General features: G+C 75.4%; 16 protein-coding genes. 3 read left to right on the top strand and 13 right to left on the bottom strand.

Features of this window, described 5'->3' with window-relative positions:
• Positions 1-42: 42 nt before the first annotated feature.
• From GA0070558_RS21930 to GA0070558_RS21975, 11 genes are all read right to left on the bottom strand, one after another.
• A complete protein-coding gene (locus GA0070558_RS21930) occupies positions 43-864 on the bottom strand; it encodes a RecB family exonuclease (protein WP_091283311.1) in 822 nt (273 codons plus the stop codon).
• 289 nt (positions 865-1,153) lie between these two features.
• On the bottom strand, positions 1,154-1,768 hold the full coding sequence (locus GA0070558_RS21935) for a MarC family protein (RefSeq protein ID WP_043961761.1): 615 nt from the start codon (positions 1,766-1,768) through the stop codon (positions 1,154-1,156).
• Between the two features lie 32 nt (positions 1,769-1,800).
• The gene (locus tag GA0070558_RS21940; protein WP_091283188.1) at positions 1,801-2,682 is read right to left on the bottom strand and encodes a PHP domain-containing protein; all 882 of its coding nucleotides are present in this window, start codon (positions 2,680-2,682) and stop codon (positions 1,801-1,803) included.
• An 89-nt stretch (positions 2,683-2,771) separates the two neighbouring features.
• Positions 2,772-4,004: a hypothetical protein gene (locus GA0070558_RS21945; RefSeq protein ID WP_176734306.1), complete on the bottom strand. Its 1,233-nt coding sequence runs from the start codon at positions 4,002-4,004 to the stop codon at positions 2,772-2,774.
• Positions 4,005-4,060: 56 nt separating this feature from the next.
• On the bottom strand, positions 4,061-4,891 hold the full coding sequence (locus tag GA0070558_RS34515) for a SigE family RNA polymerase sigma factor (RefSeq protein WP_256092063.1): 831 nt from the start codon (positions 4,889-4,891) through the stop codon (positions 4,061-4,063).
• Positions 4,892-4,997: 106 nt separating this feature from the next.
• Positions 4,998-5,876 (bottom strand): PH domain-containing protein, encoded by an 879-nt coding sequence (locus tag GA0070558_RS21955; RefSeq protein WP_077936015.1) that lies wholly within the window; start codon positions 5,874-5,876, stop codon positions 4,998-5,000.
• Positions 5,877-5,882: 6 nt separating this feature from the next.
• On the bottom strand, positions 5,883-6,041 hold the full coding sequence (locus tag GA0070558_RS33490) for a hypothetical protein (RefSeq protein WP_165878125.1): 159 nt from the start codon (positions 6,039-6,041) through the stop codon (positions 5,883-5,885).
• 133 nt (positions 6,042-6,174) lie between these two features.
• Positions 6,175-6,870 (bottom strand): DUF6758 family protein, encoded by a 696-nt coding sequence (locus GA0070558_RS21960; RefSeq protein ID WP_308102618.1) that lies wholly within the window; start codon positions 6,868-6,870, stop codon positions 6,175-6,177.
• Positions 6,871-7,148: 278 nt separating this feature from the next.
• The gene (locus GA0070558_RS21965; protein WP_091283193.1) at positions 7,149-7,772 is read right to left on the bottom strand and encodes a TrmH family RNA methyltransferase; all 624 of its coding nucleotides are present in this window, start codon (positions 7,770-7,772) and stop codon (positions 7,149-7,151) included.
• A gap of 77 nt (positions 7,773-7,849) precedes the next feature.
• The gene (locus GA0070558_RS21970) at positions 7,850-8,377 is read right to left on the bottom strand and encodes a hypothetical protein (protein WP_176734307.1); all 528 of its coding nucleotides are present in this window, start codon (positions 8,375-8,377) and stop codon (positions 7,850-7,852) included.
• A 72-nt stretch (positions 8,378-8,449) separates the two neighbouring features.
• A complete protein-coding gene (locus GA0070558_RS21975; protein ID WP_091283315.1) occupies positions 8,450-8,965 on the bottom strand; it encodes a MaoC family dehydratase in 516 nt (171 codons plus the stop codon).
• 551 nt (positions 8,966-9,516) lie between these two features.
• On the opposite strand from GA0070558_RS21975, the gene trxA reads away from it, so the two are divergent.
• The 3 genes from trxA (at position 9,517) to GA0070558_RS21990 (ending at position 11,433) form a co-directional block, all read left to right on the top strand.
• Entirely contained in the window at positions 9,517-9,879 is a 363-nt protein-coding gene (trxA, locus tag GA0070558_RS21980) for a thioredoxin (protein ID WP_091283194.1), read from the top strand.
• A gap of 178 nt (positions 9,880-10,057) precedes the next feature.
• The gene (locus tag GA0070558_RS21985; protein ID WP_091283196.1) at positions 10,058-10,498 is read left to right on the top strand and encodes a hypothetical protein; all 441 of its coding nucleotides are present in this window, start codon (positions 10,058-10,060) and stop codon (positions 10,496-10,498) included.
• Positions 10,495-11,433: an HTTM domain-containing protein gene (locus tag GA0070558_RS21990; protein WP_256092064.1), complete on the top strand. Its 939-nt coding sequence runs from the start codon at positions 10,495-10,497 to the stop codon at positions 11,431-11,433. The genes GA0070558_RS21985 and GA0070558_RS21990 overlap by 4 nt, the downstream gene beginning before the upstream one ends.
• On the opposite strand, the gene GA0070558_RS21995 is transcribed toward GA0070558_RS21990, so the two are convergent.
• Both GA0070558_RS21995 and GA0070558_RS22000 read right to left on the bottom strand, forming a co-directional pair.
• A complete protein-coding gene (locus GA0070558_RS21995) occupies positions 11,332-12,759 on the bottom strand; it encodes a hypothetical protein (protein WP_091283198.1) in 1,428 nt (475 codons plus the stop codon). The two genes, GA0070558_RS21990 and GA0070558_RS21995, sit on opposite strands and share 102 nt — an antisense overlap.
• On the bottom strand, positions 12,756-14,663 hold the full coding sequence (locus GA0070558_RS22000; RefSeq protein WP_091283200.1) for a dynamin family protein: 1,908 nt from the start codon (positions 14,661-14,663) through the stop codon (positions 12,756-12,758). The genes GA0070558_RS21995 and GA0070558_RS22000 overlap by 4 nt, the downstream gene beginning before the upstream one ends.
• Between the last annotated feature and the right edge of the window lie 12 nt (positions 14,664-14,675).

Here is a 14,675-nt window from a genome sequence, read left to right on the forward strand (position 1 = left end):
GATCGGGCCGGGCTGGGCCGGCGGGCCCGGGCCAGGCCGGGGTCAGTCCCGGCGGTCCATGGCCGCCCAGGGGTCCTTCCCCGGCGTCTGCGCGCCCGCCGGGCAGGTGCGGCGGTAGTCGCACCAGCCGCAGCGCGGCCCCGGCTCGGCCGGGAAGGCGTCATCCGGGTCGGACCCGTCGGCGACGGCCCGCTCGGCGGCCAGGATGTCCCGCGCCGTCTCCTCGGCGCGGGTGACCTGCCGGGCCAGCGACTCGACGGTGTGCTCGTGGGCGGCGATCGTGCCGGTGGGCAGGTGGTGCAGCTCGACCCGGCGGCACGGCCGACGGAACACCCGCTCGGCGGCGTACGCGTAGAGGGCCAGCGCCTGCGAGCCGCGCGCGTCGTCGGCGTCGAGCCCCGTGCGGCCGGTCTTGTAGTCGACGATGACCAGCTCCGGCCCGCTCGCGCCGGGGCGGAGGTCGATCCGGTCGGCGCGCCCGTTGAACGCCAGCACCGCCGTCCTGACCGCCACCACCCGCTCGACGCCGACCGGGTCGGCCTGCGGGTCCAGCGTCTCGGCGTAGGACTCCAGCCAGGCCAACGCCCGCCGGTACGCGTCGCGCTCCTGCTCGTCGTCGCGGAACCCGTCGCGCACCCAGGTGCCCCGCAGCAGCCCGGCGAGCGCCTCCGGGCGGCGGCGGTCGGCGGGCAGGGCATACCAGTTCTTCAGGGCGTTGTGCACGCTCGCGCCCAGCGAGTTGTGGGCCCACGGCGGGCCCTTCGGCGGCGCGGGCCGGTCCACGTACGAGTAGCGGTAGCGGCGGGGGCAGTCCGCGTACGCGCCGAGCTTGCTGGGGGTGCAGACGAACAGCCGCTCCGGCATGCCGTCGAAGCCGAGCTGCTCGGGCTGGGCGGCCGGGCGGGACTGGGCGGGCTGGCCGGCGCGGGGGCGCGGGGTCCGGCCCGCCCCGGCGGCGGGTCGACCGGCGGGGCGGCCGGATGAGGAGGCTGGTCGCACCCCGCGATCCTGCCACCCGGCTACGACAGCCGCTCCGACCCGCCCGGCGGGTCGCACCGCCGGATCAGTCACGACCGGGCACCGGCTCCGGCCGGGCGCGGGCACGGATCGGGCCCGCCCGCCGCCCCGGCTCACGCCACGCCCGCGTCCCGGGTCAGGTCGCGCTCGTGTACTGGGTGACGAAGGCCGCGATGGCGTCGGCGATGAGCTGCACCGCGATCGCGGCGAGCAGCAGGCCGGCGATGCGGGTGAGCACCTCGATCCCGCCCGGGCGCAGGATCTTGACGATCCCGCCGGAGAAGCGCAGCACCACCCAGACGGTGAGCATCACCGCCACGATGGCCGCGGCGATGGCGCCGTAGTCGAGCGCCCGGTCGGCCTGCTGGACGAAGAGCATGGTCGCCACGATCGCGCCCGGCCCGGCCAGCAGCGGGGTGCCCAGCGGCACCAGGGCGATGTTCGAGGTGGCCTGCTGGGTGGGGTCGTCGGCCTTGCCGGTCAGCAGTTCCAGCGCGACGAGGATCAGCAGCAGCCCGCCGGCCGCCTGCAGCGCCGGCAGGTCGACGTGCAGGTACGCGAGGAGGGTCTGCCCGGCCACGGCGAAGACCACGATCACCCCGAGCGCCAGGGCAACCGCCTGCCAGGCGGCCCGGTTGCGGTCCCGGGCGGCCAGGGGGCCGGTGAGCGCGAGGAAGATCGGCATCATGCCCGGCGGGTCGACGATGACCAGCAGGGTCACGAAGACCTCACCGAAGAGCTTCAGATCCACCCGGAGAGGGTAGCCGCGCAGGTGGAGGCGGATCAGGCCGAAGCGACGGGGGTCACGCCGGTGGCCTCGGCCACGATCCGCCCGTACGCCTCGGGCGAGGTGGTGAACGCGCCGAGCCGGACGGTCTTGTGCGTGCCGTGGAAGTCCGACGAGCCGGTGACGAACAGGCCCAGCTCGGCGGCGAGCGCCCGCACGTGCGCCCGCTCGGCCGGGGAATGGTCCTCGTGGTCGGCCTCCAGGCCGGCGAGCCCGGCCGCCGCCAGCTCGACGATCAGCTCGTCGGGCACGATCCGGCCGCGCCGGCTCGCCCTCGGGTGGGCGAACACGGGCACGCCGCCCGCGGCCCGCACCAGCCGGACCGCCCGGAACACCTCGATGTCGTCCTTGGGCAGCCGGTACCGCTCGCCCAGCCACTCCGGCCCGAACGCCTCGGTGGTGGTGGCCACCAGCCCGGCGCGGATGAGAGCCTGGGCGATGTGCGGGCGACCCACCGTCCCGCCGCCCGCCCCGGCCAGGATCTCCGGCCAGCTCAGCTCGACGCCGTCGGCGCGCAGCAGCGCCACGATGCGTTCCCCGCGCACCTCGCGGGCGGCCCGCACCCGGGCCAGCTCCGCGCCCAGCTCCGGCTCCGCCGGGTCGAAGAGGTACGCGAGCAGGTGCAGCGCCACCGGCGGGTCGGCACCGTGCCAGCGGCAGGAGATCTCCGCGCCCCGGACCAGGGTGAGGCCGGGCGGCAACGCGGCCACGGCGGGCGCCCACCCGGCGGTGGTGTCGTGGTCGGTGATCGCCACGACGTCCAGGCCGGCCTCGCCGGCCGCCCGGACCAGCTCGGCCGGCGTGAGGGTGCCGTCGCTGGCCGTCGAGTGGGCGTGCAGGTCGATCCGGGTGGCGGCCGGCACCGGGGGCGGGGTCATCGCCCGACGCTATCGGTGCCGCCGGCCTGCCAGGGTGCCGGGTCGACGCCGCCGGCCTGCCTGGGTGCCGGGTCGGTGCCGCCGGCCGGTCAGGGTGCCGGGTCGGTGACGACCACCGGCCGGCCGGCCGGCTCGACGCCGGTCAACGGGCTGGCGGCGGCCCGCTCTCCGGCGACCACGCGGTCGGGCCGCACCGGCACCAGCCCGCCCCGGGCGTCGGCATACCAGGCGATGCCGGCCGGCGTCCAGCACACCGCGCCGGCCAGCGTCGGGCCGGCGGGACGGGCGACCAACGTGCCGCCGAGGGTGGCGAGGTCGACCAGGAGCGCCCCGGTGGCGTCGGACGAGCCGGTGCGGCCGTTCAGCAGCAGCCAGCGGCCGTCGGCGGAGACCCCGCCCAGCCCGTCAGAGCTGAGGGTCGGCCCGCAGGCCGAGCGGATGGTCGCCAGCGCCCGGTTGGGGTCGAGCAGCGCCAGGCAGGGGCGTCGGGGCGTGCCGGCGGAGACGAGGCCGACGAGCCGGCCGTCCGGCAGCGCCCCGTGGACGGCGAGGACGTCGCGCCAGCCGGCGGTGGGGAGCCCGCCCGCGGCCGGATGCCAGAGCGCGTACCCGGGTCGGGCCGGATCGCGGCGCACCAGGACGGAGTTGCCGGCGAAGCCGACCGGCACGGCCGCGCCGGGCGCCGTCGTGCCGGCGACCGCGACGAGCTTGTCGCCGACGATCCCGGCGATGGAGAGCCGGTCGCCGTCGCGCCAGGCGACCTGGCCGCCGTCGGGGGCGACGGCGATCGCCTCCGCGCCGGCGAGCAGCACCCTGGTGCTGCCGTCGGCGTGCACGGACAGCAGGGCCCGGCCGGCGACGGTGGGCGCGCCCACCACCAGCCAACCCCCCTTGTCCGGTACGCGCTGCGCCCGGTCGGCGTCGGCCACCCCGAGGGGGATGTTCGTGTTCCCGGCGGTGTAGAGGGTGCCGTCGACGACCAGGTCGACCGCGCCGCCGGCCGGCCCGAGGGCCGCTCGGGGTGATCCGCCCGACGGGCTCGGCACCGGTTCCGGGACCGTCCAGGAGGAGCCGCGCGGGTCGCCGAGCACCACGGTCGGCGGGGTGGGCTGGGTTGCCTGGGGGCTGAGCCGCACCACGCCGGCGCTGACCAGCACCGTGGCCACCCCGGCCAGGGCGGTGCCGGTGACGACCCGGCGGCGGCGTGTCCGGGTGGCCCGCCGGATGGCCAGGCCGGCCGGGTCCACGGTGCACGGCAGCGGCGCGGCGGCCTGCCGGGAGAGGGTCTCCCGGAGCGCGCGCTCCAGCTCGTCCGCCGTCACGACTGTTGGACGCGCGGGAACGGGCGTCCGGTTGTCACCGGGACCGGCCACCCCGCTCACCTCCGCTCCGCGCCGACGGCCTCGGCCGGCACCGGGGCACCGACGGGCTCGACGGGCACCGGGAGCGGCGCGCCGCCGGCCGGGGCGGGACGAGGGCCGGCTCCGCTCGTGGTGGGCGCGGCGGGCACCCCCGCCCGGGCCGGGCGCGGCGCGGTGGGCACCGTCGGAGCGGGACGGGGCGGGGTCGCCGGGGCGGGACGGGCGGCGGCGGGTTCGGCCTGTCTGGCGGGCCGGAGGCGGGCGGCCTCCGCGGGCCGCGTCCGGGGGGCGGGACGGCTGCCCGCCCGCCCGTCGGGCTGCGGCTGCGGCGCGGCGTCGGTCAGGTCGAGGGCGGCCTGTGCGCCCAGCCGTCGGCGCAGGGTGGCCAGCGCCCGGGAGGTCTGGCTCTTCACGGTGCCCGGCGAGATCTCCAGCAGCGCGGCGGTCTGCGCCTCCGACATGTCCTCGTAGAAGCGCAGCACCAGCACCGCACGCTGCCGGCTGGGCAGCGCCCTGAGCTGCCGCCACAGCACGTCCCGGTCGAGCTGCTGCTCGATCTCGTCGACCCCGGCGCGTTCGGGCAGCACTTCGGTCGGCCGCTCACCGTGCCAGCGCCGCCGCCACCAGCTCGTCGACGTGTTGACCATGACGCGGCGCGCGTACGGCTCGATCGCCTCGATGCCGCCGAGCCGCTTGCAGGCGAGGTAGGTCTTGGTCAGCGCGGTCTGGAGCAGGTCCTCGGCCGTGGCCCAGTCGCCGGTCAGCAGGTATGCGGTGCGCAGCAGCGCCCCGGAGCGGGCCGCGACGAACTCGCGGAACTCCTCCTCCAGCGGGTCTTTCGCGGCCACCGCTCACCTCCCGCACCCCCGTGCCTGCATGGCAGGTTGTCATGCCGGGGGCGGACCGGGCGACGGCGAAAGGTGCGGGCTTCCTCCGATGTTCGGACGGAAAGTTTCACGCCCCGTCGTCGGCCTTGGCCTCGTCCGCCTCCTTGCCCAGTCGGGCCTCGACTGCCTGCGGCTCGTACATCTCCTCGACGACGCGCAGGTAGAGCTCGTTCGGGTTGGGCAGGTTCTTGATCTCGCGGAGCGCCTGGTCCTGGCCGGCGGACTCCAGCACGAACGTGCCGTAGTTGAGGGCGCGGCCGGTGGGGCTCTGCTCGTATTTCATGTCGGTGACCCGGGCGAGCGGCATCATCGCCACCTTGCGGGTGACGATGCCGTTGACCACCATGACCCGCTTGTTGGTCAGGATGAACCGGTCGTACCACCAGTCGGCGACCTTCCAGGCCACCCAGCCCATCACGGCGAACCAGAGCAGCACCGCGATGGTGGTCAGCGCGCCCACGTCCCGCCCGGCGAGGAAGCCGGAGAGGTAGCCGAGGACGAAGGTCGCCCCGATGCCCACCAGGATCGGCGTGGTCAGGTGGATCCAGTGCCGCTTCCACTCGCCCCGGTAGCGCTCGGTGGGGAAGAGGTAGCGCGCCACCAGCGAGCTGGGCTCGTCCTCCAGCGGCAGGACCCGTCGGGGGCCAAGCGGCATGCCGGAGGCGTCGACCCGCAGCCCGGCGAGCTCCTCTTCGGAGATCTGCGGCGGCTGGTAGTCGGCCTCCGGATCGCGGACCCAGGCCCGCCCGGAGCGCGCCTGGCCGCCGAAGGGACCGTCGCCGTAGCCGGCGTCGTCGGAGAAGGGCGGACCGTCGGAGAAGCCCTGCCCCGGGCCTGAGCCCGGAACGTCGTCGGGCCTGACCCGGGGGATCGGCTCCGTGTCTCGGTCCCGGCGCTCCCGGTCGGGGTCGTCGGGGTCGAACGGCGGACCGGAGGGGCTGCCCATCGGCGGTTAGGCGATGAGGCTGGTGAAGAAGTCGCCGAACCCCTGGGCGATGTCCATGATGCCGCCGCCGATCGACTTGAAGACGTCTGCGGCGGAGTTCGGCCGGTACGCAACAAAGAAGATCAAGAATGCGATACCGGCCCAGGTGAGGACCTTCTTGACCATGGCGGGCCATCCTCTCGCGCGGCGCCGGGTCCATTTACCGCAGCGGCACCCAGAGTATCAGTAAGGTGTCGTACAGTGAATCTCTGCGTCCGTTCTCCGACAGAACGGGAGACTTGCCAAGCCTCTCGGCTAGTCAGGCCTTCCCGTGCAGGTACGGAGACGGAGCGCCGTACACGAGCTCGGACGGCGTCCACTCTGTGAGGTCGTGCAGCTCCACGTCCTCGGCGAGCAGATGCCCCGCACTCGCCGGCCAGGCTATCGCATGAAGCCACAATCCCCGAGCCTCGCCGGCGTACGCGCTTCGATCCGTCGGAGAATTCACGAGCCACAGTGGAGTCGGGTGGCCGGCGACACGGATCCTGGCCTGCCCGACATGCCCCGGATGCCCGGGGCCGGGATCGTCCAGCGCCTCGGCGAGTTGCGGGCCCGGGTCGGGGCCGGCCATGCCGGCGAACCGAGTGCCCAGCCCGACGCCCGGCTCCTCGGCCACGAACACCAGGTCGGCCGGGCCGCCGCCGAGCGGCTCGGGCCCGGCGAAGGCCACGACGGTGGCGCGCACCCCGGCGCGCTCGTCCCCGGCGTACGCCACGCCGGTGAGGGTCCAGCCGGGCGGCATGGGCCACGGGCACCAGACCGGCGTGGCGGGGCCGTCGGGTGGCCCGGCGGCGGCGACCCGGCCCACGACGCTGGCCACGATCTCCGCGCCGATGTGCTCCGGCACGTGCAGCGGCGGCACGGGACCGCAGCGCGCGCACCGCCACTCCGTGTGCATCAGGTCCGGCTCCCGGACGGATCCACCACACCTGGGGCAACTCACCGCGACACTCACGTTTCCACCGTCACCCCGGCTCGCCGCCCAGTCAAGTGGAGCGGCCGAATCCCCCGGCGCGTCGCCCCGCCGGCCTGCCCGGTCCGGAAGGGAACGGGCCCCGCCATGTCGCCGGCATCGGGCGGTCCGGGAGCCCTGGACACCGCCATGTCGCCGACCCGGCGGGACGACCGACCGACGCGCACGGCGCACGGCGCACGACCGACCGACCGACGCACGCGGCACACGACCGACCGACGCGCGGGCGGGCAGGGCGCGGCGGGGCGGCGGGACGGAGGTCAGGCGGGCGGCGGCCCGGCGTGGGCGCGGATCCAGGCGTGCATGGCGATGCCGCTGGCCACCCCGGCGTTGATCGACCGGGTCGAGCCGTACTGGGCGATGGAGAAGAGCTGGTCGCAGGCCGACCGGGCGGCCTCGGACAGCCCCGGTCCCTCCTGGCCGAACAGCAGCGCGCAGCGGCGCGGCAGGCTCGTCGTCTCCAGCGGCCGGGAGCCGGGCAGGTTGTCGATGCCCACCACCGGCAGGTCCCGGTCCCCGGCCCAGGCGGCGAACTCCTCGATCGTCTCGTGGTGCCGGACGTGCTGGTACCGGTCGGTCACCATGGCGCCCCGCCGGTTCCACCGCCGCCGCCCCACGATGTGCACCTCGGCCGCCAGGAAGGCGTTGGCGTTGCGGACCACGGTGCCGATGTTGAGGTCGTGCTGCCAGTTCTCGATCGCCACGTGGAAGTCGTGCCGACGCCGGTCGAGGTCGGCCACCACGGCCTCCCGCCGCCAGTACCGGTACCGGTCCACGACGTTGCGCCGGTCGCCCTCGGCGAGCAACTCCGGGTCGTAGCGCGGGTCGGCCGGGGGGTCGCCGGCCCACGGGCCCACGCCGACCTCAAGCTGATCACCGGTCACGGTCTCCAGAGGGTACGGACCCCCCGGTCGCCCCGCAGCGTCGGGTGCGCCGGGCCACCCGGCCGGGTCGGGCGGGGTCAGCCGAGGCCGAGGGCCCCGCCGAGCCGGTCGAGGAACCGCCGGTCGGCCGGCGTCACGCCCCCGCCCGCCGGGGCCCCGGGGGTGGCCCGCCGGACGCGGGCCGCCACCGACTGCACCCACTGCCGGTACGCGGCCGAGTCGGCGGGGTCGGCCCGCCGACGCAGCAGCCGGACCGTGGCGCGGCAGGCGGCCAGCAGGTCGACCAGGTCGGTGAGCCGGTCCTCGGGTGCGGTCGCCCCGTCGTGCCGGGCGTAGATGGCGGCGACCATGGCGCGGACCAGGTCGCTGTCGGAGGCACGCCCGGCGGCCACGGCGTCGAGGCCGGCCAGCCCGGCGGCGACGCCCCGGGACGGGCCGCCGGGGTCGGGTGCGGCGGCGGCCACGAGCACCCGGCCGGGCAGGCCGGTGAGCAGGTCCCACTCGGCGGCGGAGTAGGCGGCGGTGGTCAGCGGTGCGGCGCGGCGGCCGGCAGAGGGCGGCTCTCCGGCGACGGAGTGGCTCATGGGGACCTCCGGCGCCAGCATATGACCCCGTACGGCGCGTCGGGCCCCTTCGCCGCAACCGCGCGGCGCGGGCCCGCCGGCGCCCGGGTGGGGTCAGCGCGGCTCGGGGAAGCTCGGCCGCTCCGGGTCGACGCCCTCGGGCACGGTCGCGGCCGCGTACGCCCGCTTGGGGACCATCACCCGGCGGCGGAAGACGCAGACCATGGTGCCGTCCTGCTTGTAGCCGCGGGTCTCCACCGACACCACGCCCCGGTCGGGCTTCGAGGAGGACTCGCGCTTGTCCAGGACGGTGGTCTCTCCGTAGATGGTGTCGCCGTGGAAGGTCGGGGCGACGTGCCGCAGCGACTCGACCTCCAGGTTCGCGATGGCCTTGCCGCTGACGTCGGGCACGGACAGGCCGAGCAGCAGGGAGTAGACGTAGTTGCCGACCACCACGTTGCGGCCGAACTGGCTCGCCGACTCGGCGTAGTGCGCGTCGAGGTGCAGGGGGTGGTGGTTCATGGTGAGCAGGCAGAAGAGGTGGTCGTCGTACTCGGTGACGGTCTTGCCCGGCCAGTGCCGGTAGACCGCGCCGACCTCGAACTCCTCGTAGTAGCGGCCGAACTGCATCGGGGTCCCCTCCACGGGCGGGCGACGGAGTTCGGGCCAGCATGCCTTATCGACGGTTAAGGCGGGGCCGCGGGCCGCAGCCGGGCGAGGAAATGTCACACCGGCCGCGCTCCCGGGCGGAGACGCAATGAGCGGCGGGGCCCTCCCCGGCACCCGCCGCCCACGCTCTGATGGGGAAGATTCTGCCGCACGACGAGGCCCGATCAACAGAGACCGGCGTCACATTTATCGTTTCGTAACAATACGAGGAGTAACGATCATGAAGTGTGGGAGCGATCACCGCAGGTCGAATCGCCGCTAGTCAGGCATCAGATCATCGAAGTTGATCAGCAATCGGGGCCCCAACCTGTGGAAACGCTCCCATCACGTCCCGTCACGCAAATGCGTCATGCAAGTGCACCCGGCAAGGCTGCCGGCAACAGATATGAATCGATACGCTGACACCCCGTCCCCGGCCCCGCCGGGTTTCGGGGGCGGACGCCCGGGAATGCGCCGGGTCCCGTCCTGGTTCCAGGAGGCGTACGTGATTCCGCGGTGATCGGAGAGTCCACATGGCAACCGTTGAGCTGACCACGGCGAACTTCGACGAGGTGGCGGGCGGCGACGGCATCGTCCTCGTCGACTTCTGGGCGGAGTGGTGCGGCCCGTGCAAGCGGTTCGCCCCGGTCTACGAGCGCTCCTCCGACAAGCACCCCGACATCGTCTTCGGCAAGGTCGACACCGAGGCCCAGCAGGAGCTCGGCGCGAAGTTCGACATCCGCTCGATCCCGACGATCATGGCGATCCGGGACGGCGTGATCGTCTTCGCCCAGCCGGGGGCGCTGCCCGAGTCGGCTCTGGAGAACCTCATCGAGCAGGTCCAGGGCCTCGACATGGACGACGTCCGCAAGCAGCTGGCCGAGCACAAGCACTGAGCGCCGGGCACCACCGAGCCCGCGCAGCCGGCGGCCGGACCCCACCCGGGGCCCGGCCGCCGCCGCGTCACCGGCCCTTCGGCGGGCGGCACCGGCCCCGCGTCACCGGTACGGTTGGGGCACGCCACCCGACGGAGGGACCCGAAGGGCGCCCTTCATCCCGTACCGTCGGAAACCGATGGAAACGATGACCCGCCGGGGCCGGGGGGCCCGACTGGCCGCCACCGCGCTCGGCCTCGTCGTGTTACTGGCCGGCACCGTCTGGGGCAGCGACGACGACTTCCCGTTCGGGCCGTTCCGGATGTATTCCACGTCCGACCCGCCGGACGCCGCCGCCCCCGACACCCGCGTCGAGGGCGTCGACCGCACCGGCGCCGTGGTCGACCTGGGCCAGGACGCCACCGGCATCCGCCGGGCCGAGATCGAGGGCCAGCAGAGCCGGTACGTCGAGGACCCCGCCCGGCTGCGCCGGGTCGCCGACGCGTACGCCGAACGCCACCCCGACGCCGCCGCGCTGGTCGAGGTGCGCATCGTGATCCGTTGGTACGGCATCGCCGACGCCCGGCCGACCGGGCGCTGGACCGACGAGACCGTGGTCAGCTGGCGGGCGGACGGGTGACCCGCTGGCTGACCGAGGCGGTCCCCCGGGGCCGGGTGGCCGCCTTCCGCACCCTGATCTACCTCTTCGTCGCCGCCGACCTGGTGTTCTTCACCCCCTGGGTACGCGCCCGCGCGAGCGTCCCCGGCGACCTCTACCAGCCGCTGCTCGTCGGGCGGGTGCTCCCGCTGCCGACCCCCACCCCGGCGCTGGTCGGCGTGATCTTCTGGGTGCTGCTGGCCCTCGCCCTGCTCGCCGCGACAGGCCGGGCCCACCGCCTGCTCGGCTGGTCGGTCTTCGCGCTCTACCTGGAGTGGATGATCATCGCGATGAGCTACGGCAAGGTCGACCACGACCGGTTCGGCCTGCTCGTCGCGCTCGCCGCGCTGCCCACCGCCGGCCGGGCCCGGCACGCCGACCCGACCCGCACCGAGGCGGGCGGCTGGGCGCTGCGGGTCACCCAGATCGCGGTGATCTGCACCTATTTCCTCGCCGCCTTCGCGAAGTTCCGGTTCGGTGGCCTCGACTGGGCCACCGGCTCGGTGCTCGCCAAGGCGATCATCCGGCGCGGCACCGACCTGGCCGACCTGATCGCCGGCGTGCCACACCTGCTGCTCGTGGCGCAGGTCGGCATCCTCGCCTTCGAGCTGCTCAGCCCGGTGGTCTTCGTGCTGCCGGCCCGCGCCCGGCTGGCCACGGTCGGCTTCTTCTACTCGTTCCACCTGGTCACCATGGCGACGATCACCATCTCGTTCGCCCCGCACCTGGTGGCCATGGCCAGCTTCCTGCCGCTGGAGCGGGTACGCCCCGTGGCCTGGCTGCGCCGGCTCGGCGGGGGCGGGCCGGCCGGACGGCTACGCCGGGGTGGACCGGCGGGGCGGCCCGGCCAGCTCGACGATCAGCCCCTCGCAGCTGCGGGCGACGACCTCCGCCCCGCGCCGCTGCACCAGCCGTAGGGTCGGATCCTCCGCGCGCTCCCGCCACCGCCACTGCGCGTCGACGGCCAGCTCCCACAGCTGCCGCGCGGTCGCGTCGTGCTCCGCCCCGAGCCGGGCCGCCGGCGCGGTGCCCTCGCCGCCGACCAGCCGCTGTGCTTCGGCGGCCGGCTCGGCGGCGAACCCGACCCGGCCCGCGCGCAGCGCCGCGAGCAGGCGCAGCTCCGCGAACTCGTGCGCGCCGGCCACGATCCGCTCCACGGCGCCGAGCAGTTCGCCGGTGGCGGGGCCGGGCTCCGCGCGCAGCAGCCCCTCCACGGCCACCAGCGCCGACCGGGCCTTCAGGGTGCCCTGCCGGTCGACGAAGAGGCGGTTGACCGACTCCCGCAGCTCGGTGAGGCCGCTGCGCCGGATCAGCTCGGTGGAGAGCTTCACCCGGCTGTCGCAGCCGGTGCGGACCAGCGTGGTGGCCAGCCGGACGCCGAACAGCCCCAGCCGCTCCAGCAGCGCGGCCCGCGCGTCGGCGGAGAGGCCCACGGGCAGCCCGGCCCGGACGAACCGGTCGGCGGAGAGGAGGTGCGCGTCCAGCTCCGGGCGCGGCACCCGGGCCAGCTCCGCCAGCGCGGCGAAGTCCGCCTCGCCCAGCGTCCGGCCGGCCAGGCCCACGGTGCCGCTGCACGCGAGCGCGTGCACGCAGCGGGCGGCCACCCGGGGGTCGCGCTGCTGCCGCCGGACGAGCTGCCGGGCGGTCAGCAGCGCGTCGATCCGCCCGCCGCCGGTCTCGTCCCGCTCGGAATCCAGCGCCCGCAGGTCGCTGTCGCGGCCGTCGCGGGTCAGGTAGAGCAGGGCGTCGGCGTCGCGCAGGGCCCGCTCGACCACCGGGGCGCGCCCCCGCTCGTCCGGGTCGGCGACGGCGGGCGTGTCGATGAGGGTGAGCTGGCGCAGGGCCCGGGTCGGCCACCGCACGACGAGGTCCCGCAGCTCGCCGGGCCGCCAGCCGGGCCCGTCGACCCGCAGGCCGGTCGCCGACCGGGTCACCGCCAGCTCCTGCGGCACGCCGTCGGTCGACCAGGCGGTGGCCCCCGGGGCGGGCCCGTCCTCGTACCAGGTGAAGGTGTCCTCGCCGTCGACCCCGGCGACCGGCGCGACCTGCTCCCCCATGATGGCGTTCAGCAGCGTCGACTTCCCGGACCGCCAGCCGCCGGCGACGGCGACCCGCAGCGGCTCCTCCAGCCTGGCCAGCTCGTGCCGCAGCCGGTCGGCGGCCCAGGGGTGGTCCCGGTAGTGGTGCAGGGCCTCGTGCAGCAGGGCCCACACCGCGTCCTCCAGCCCCCGCCCGGACGTCATGCCGGCTGCTCCAGCAGCACCGGGCCGGCGCCGCGCCCGGCTGTCAGCCCCTGGGCCTGCTCGTGCAGCCGCGCCAGCCGGGCCATCCTCGCCCGGATCTCCCGCTGCCGGCGGTCGCGGGCCGCCGCGTCGGTGTCGGCGGCCTGCTTCGCGCTGCGCAGCGACTGGACGATGTCCTCCTGCAGCTCCTCGGTCAGTGCGGTGAAGTGGTTACGCAGCAGCCGCTGCACCTGGCGCGCCGTGTCCCGGCAGTCCTTCGTCACCCGGAGGAAGAACTCGTCGACGTGCCGCTGGACCGCCGTCTTCGCCGCCGACTGCCGGTGCCGCAGGTGCTGCCGGCTCTCGTCGCGGATGGCCTTGCCCCCGAGCAGCGCGCCGAACCCGACCGACACCGGATTGATCATCGGCATCCCCGCCAGGGTCAGCGCGAGCCCGCACATCAGCATCCCGCCGTACGAGCCCTTCATGCCGCTGAGCACCTTCTGGGTGACGGTGAACCGGTCGATCGCCGGCCGCTCGAAGTGCGGCAGCCGCTCGGCGGGGTCCTCCGGCACCGCCGTCGACCACTCCGGCAGCGCGTCGTGGCCGTACCGACCGAAGTGGGCGGCCACCCGGCGGGCGGTCCAGTCGCAGCGGCGGACCAGCCACTCGCGGTTCTCCCGCGCCGCCGCCGCGAGGCTGCGCTCCAGCCATTCCTCGAAGACGTCCCAGCCGGTCAGCGGGTCGGCCGTGTCGAACGCCGTGTCGACCTCGCGCAGGATCTGCCGGGTCCGCTCCCGCAGGTCGTACTCGATGTCGGAGAGCAGGTCGGTCGTCTCGTCCGACAGCGTGTTCTGCCAGCGGGTGGAGCAGCGCCGCAGCTCGTCCACCTCGCGCTGGGCGGCGTGTAGTCGGGAGATCGGCCCGGCCTGCTCCTCGACCTGCTGGCTGTCCAGCTCGGCGCGCAGCGGGGCGGCGAGCTGCTCGACGACCGTGCGGGCGAGCATGGTGACGGCCGTACGGGCCAGCGCGTCGCCCTTGCCGGCGAGGTCCCGGCGGAGCCGGGCGATCAGCACGGGAAAGCCCGACTCGGCGTTGAGCGGGTGGTCGTCGGCGACGGCCGCCCGCAGCCGCAACGCCGCCGAGACCGGGATCAGCGCGGCCGGTACGCCGGCGTCGTGCAGGTGCCGCCGGTTGCGCTCGGCGACCGTCCGCCAGTCGGGCACCAGGTCGGTCTTGGTCTGCACCACCGCCACGTTCGGGTGCGACCGGGTGAGGTGCAGCAGCAGGTTCAGCTCGGCGACGGAGAGCTCCCGGGTCGAGTCGGAGACCAGCAGCACGAGGTCGGCCCGGTGCAGCGCGGCCTCCGGCGTGCCGGACGCGGGGATCGTGCCGTCGCCGGCCGGGGTGTCCACGAGCACCAGACCGTCGGCGAGCAACGCCCGGGGGACGCCCACCTCGACGTGGGCCGGGCCGGCGCCGCGCGGGATGATCCCGGCGACCCCGGCGGCGAGCCGGTCCAGCGGCAGCGGCGTCCGCTCGGCGGCCGGGGACACGGCCGGGACCGCCGCGTAGGGCGCGACGGAGGACCCGGCGGAGGCCAGGGCGGCGGCCCCGTCCGAGCCGGCGGGCCGCTCGCGCTGAACCGGGTGCCGGACCACGGCGGCGCAGGCCGTCTCGGCGTGCCGCACCACCGTCGGCAGGACGGTGGTGCGGCCGTCGCCGACCGGGCAGACCTGCGCGGTGACGACAGCGTTGACCAGTTGGCTCTTGCCCTGGCCCGGTTCGCCGACGACCAGCACGCGCAGCGCCGGCTCGAGCAGTTGAACCCGATTGTGGTGGACCGTGCGGAGCAGGTCGGCACGCCCGTGGGCGGTGCAGGTCCGGGCGATTTCGTCGAGCACGTCCAGCCAGATTCCCGCCATCACGGGACCAAG

The sequence above is a fragment of the Micromonospora haikouensis genome, from assembly GCF_900091595.1.
Lineage (GTDB): Bacteria > Actinomycetota > Actinomycetes > Mycobacteriales > Micromonosporaceae > Micromonospora > Micromonospora haikouensis.

Coding starts and splice junctions, on each gene's coding strand:
- GA0070558_RS21995 (WP_091283198.1), bottom strand. CDS start 12,759: ATGACGTCCGGGCGGGGGCTGGAGGACGCGGTGTGGGCCCTGCTGCAC.
- GA0070558_RS22000 (WP_091283200.1), bottom strand. CDS start 14,663: ATGGCGGGAATCTGGCTGGACGTGCTCGACGAAATCGCCCGGACCTGC.
- GA0070558_RS21985 (WP_091283196.1), top strand. CDS start 10,058: ATGGAAACGATGACCCGCCGGGGCCGGGGGGCCCGACTGGCCGCCACC.
- GA0070558_RS21955 (WP_077936015.1), bottom strand. CDS start 5,876: ATGGGCAGCCCCTCCGGTCCGCCGTTCGACCCCGACGACCCCGACCGG.
- GA0070558_RS21930 (WP_091283311.1), bottom strand. CDS start 864: ATGCCGGAGCGGCTGTTCGTCTGCACCCCCAGCAAGCTCGGCGCGTAC.
- GA0070558_RS21940 (WP_091283188.1), bottom strand. CDS start 2,682: ATGACCCCGCCCCCGGTGCCGGCCGCCACCCGGATCGACCTGCACGCC.
- GA0070558_RS21975 (WP_091283315.1), bottom strand. CDS start 8,965: ATGCAGTTCGGCCGCTACTACGAGGAGTTCGAGGTCGGCGCGGTCTAC.
- trxA (WP_091283194.1), top strand. CDS start 9,517: ATGGCAACCGTTGAGCTGACCACGGCGAACTTCGACGAGGTGGCGGGC.
- GA0070558_RS33490 (WP_165878125.1), bottom strand. CDS start 6,041: ATGGTCAAGAAGGTCCTCACCTGGGCCGGTATCGCATTCTTGATCTTC.
- GA0070558_RS21970 (WP_176734307.1), bottom strand. CDS start 8,377: ATGCTGGCGCCGGAGGTCCCCATGAGCCACTCCGTCGCCGGAGAGCCG.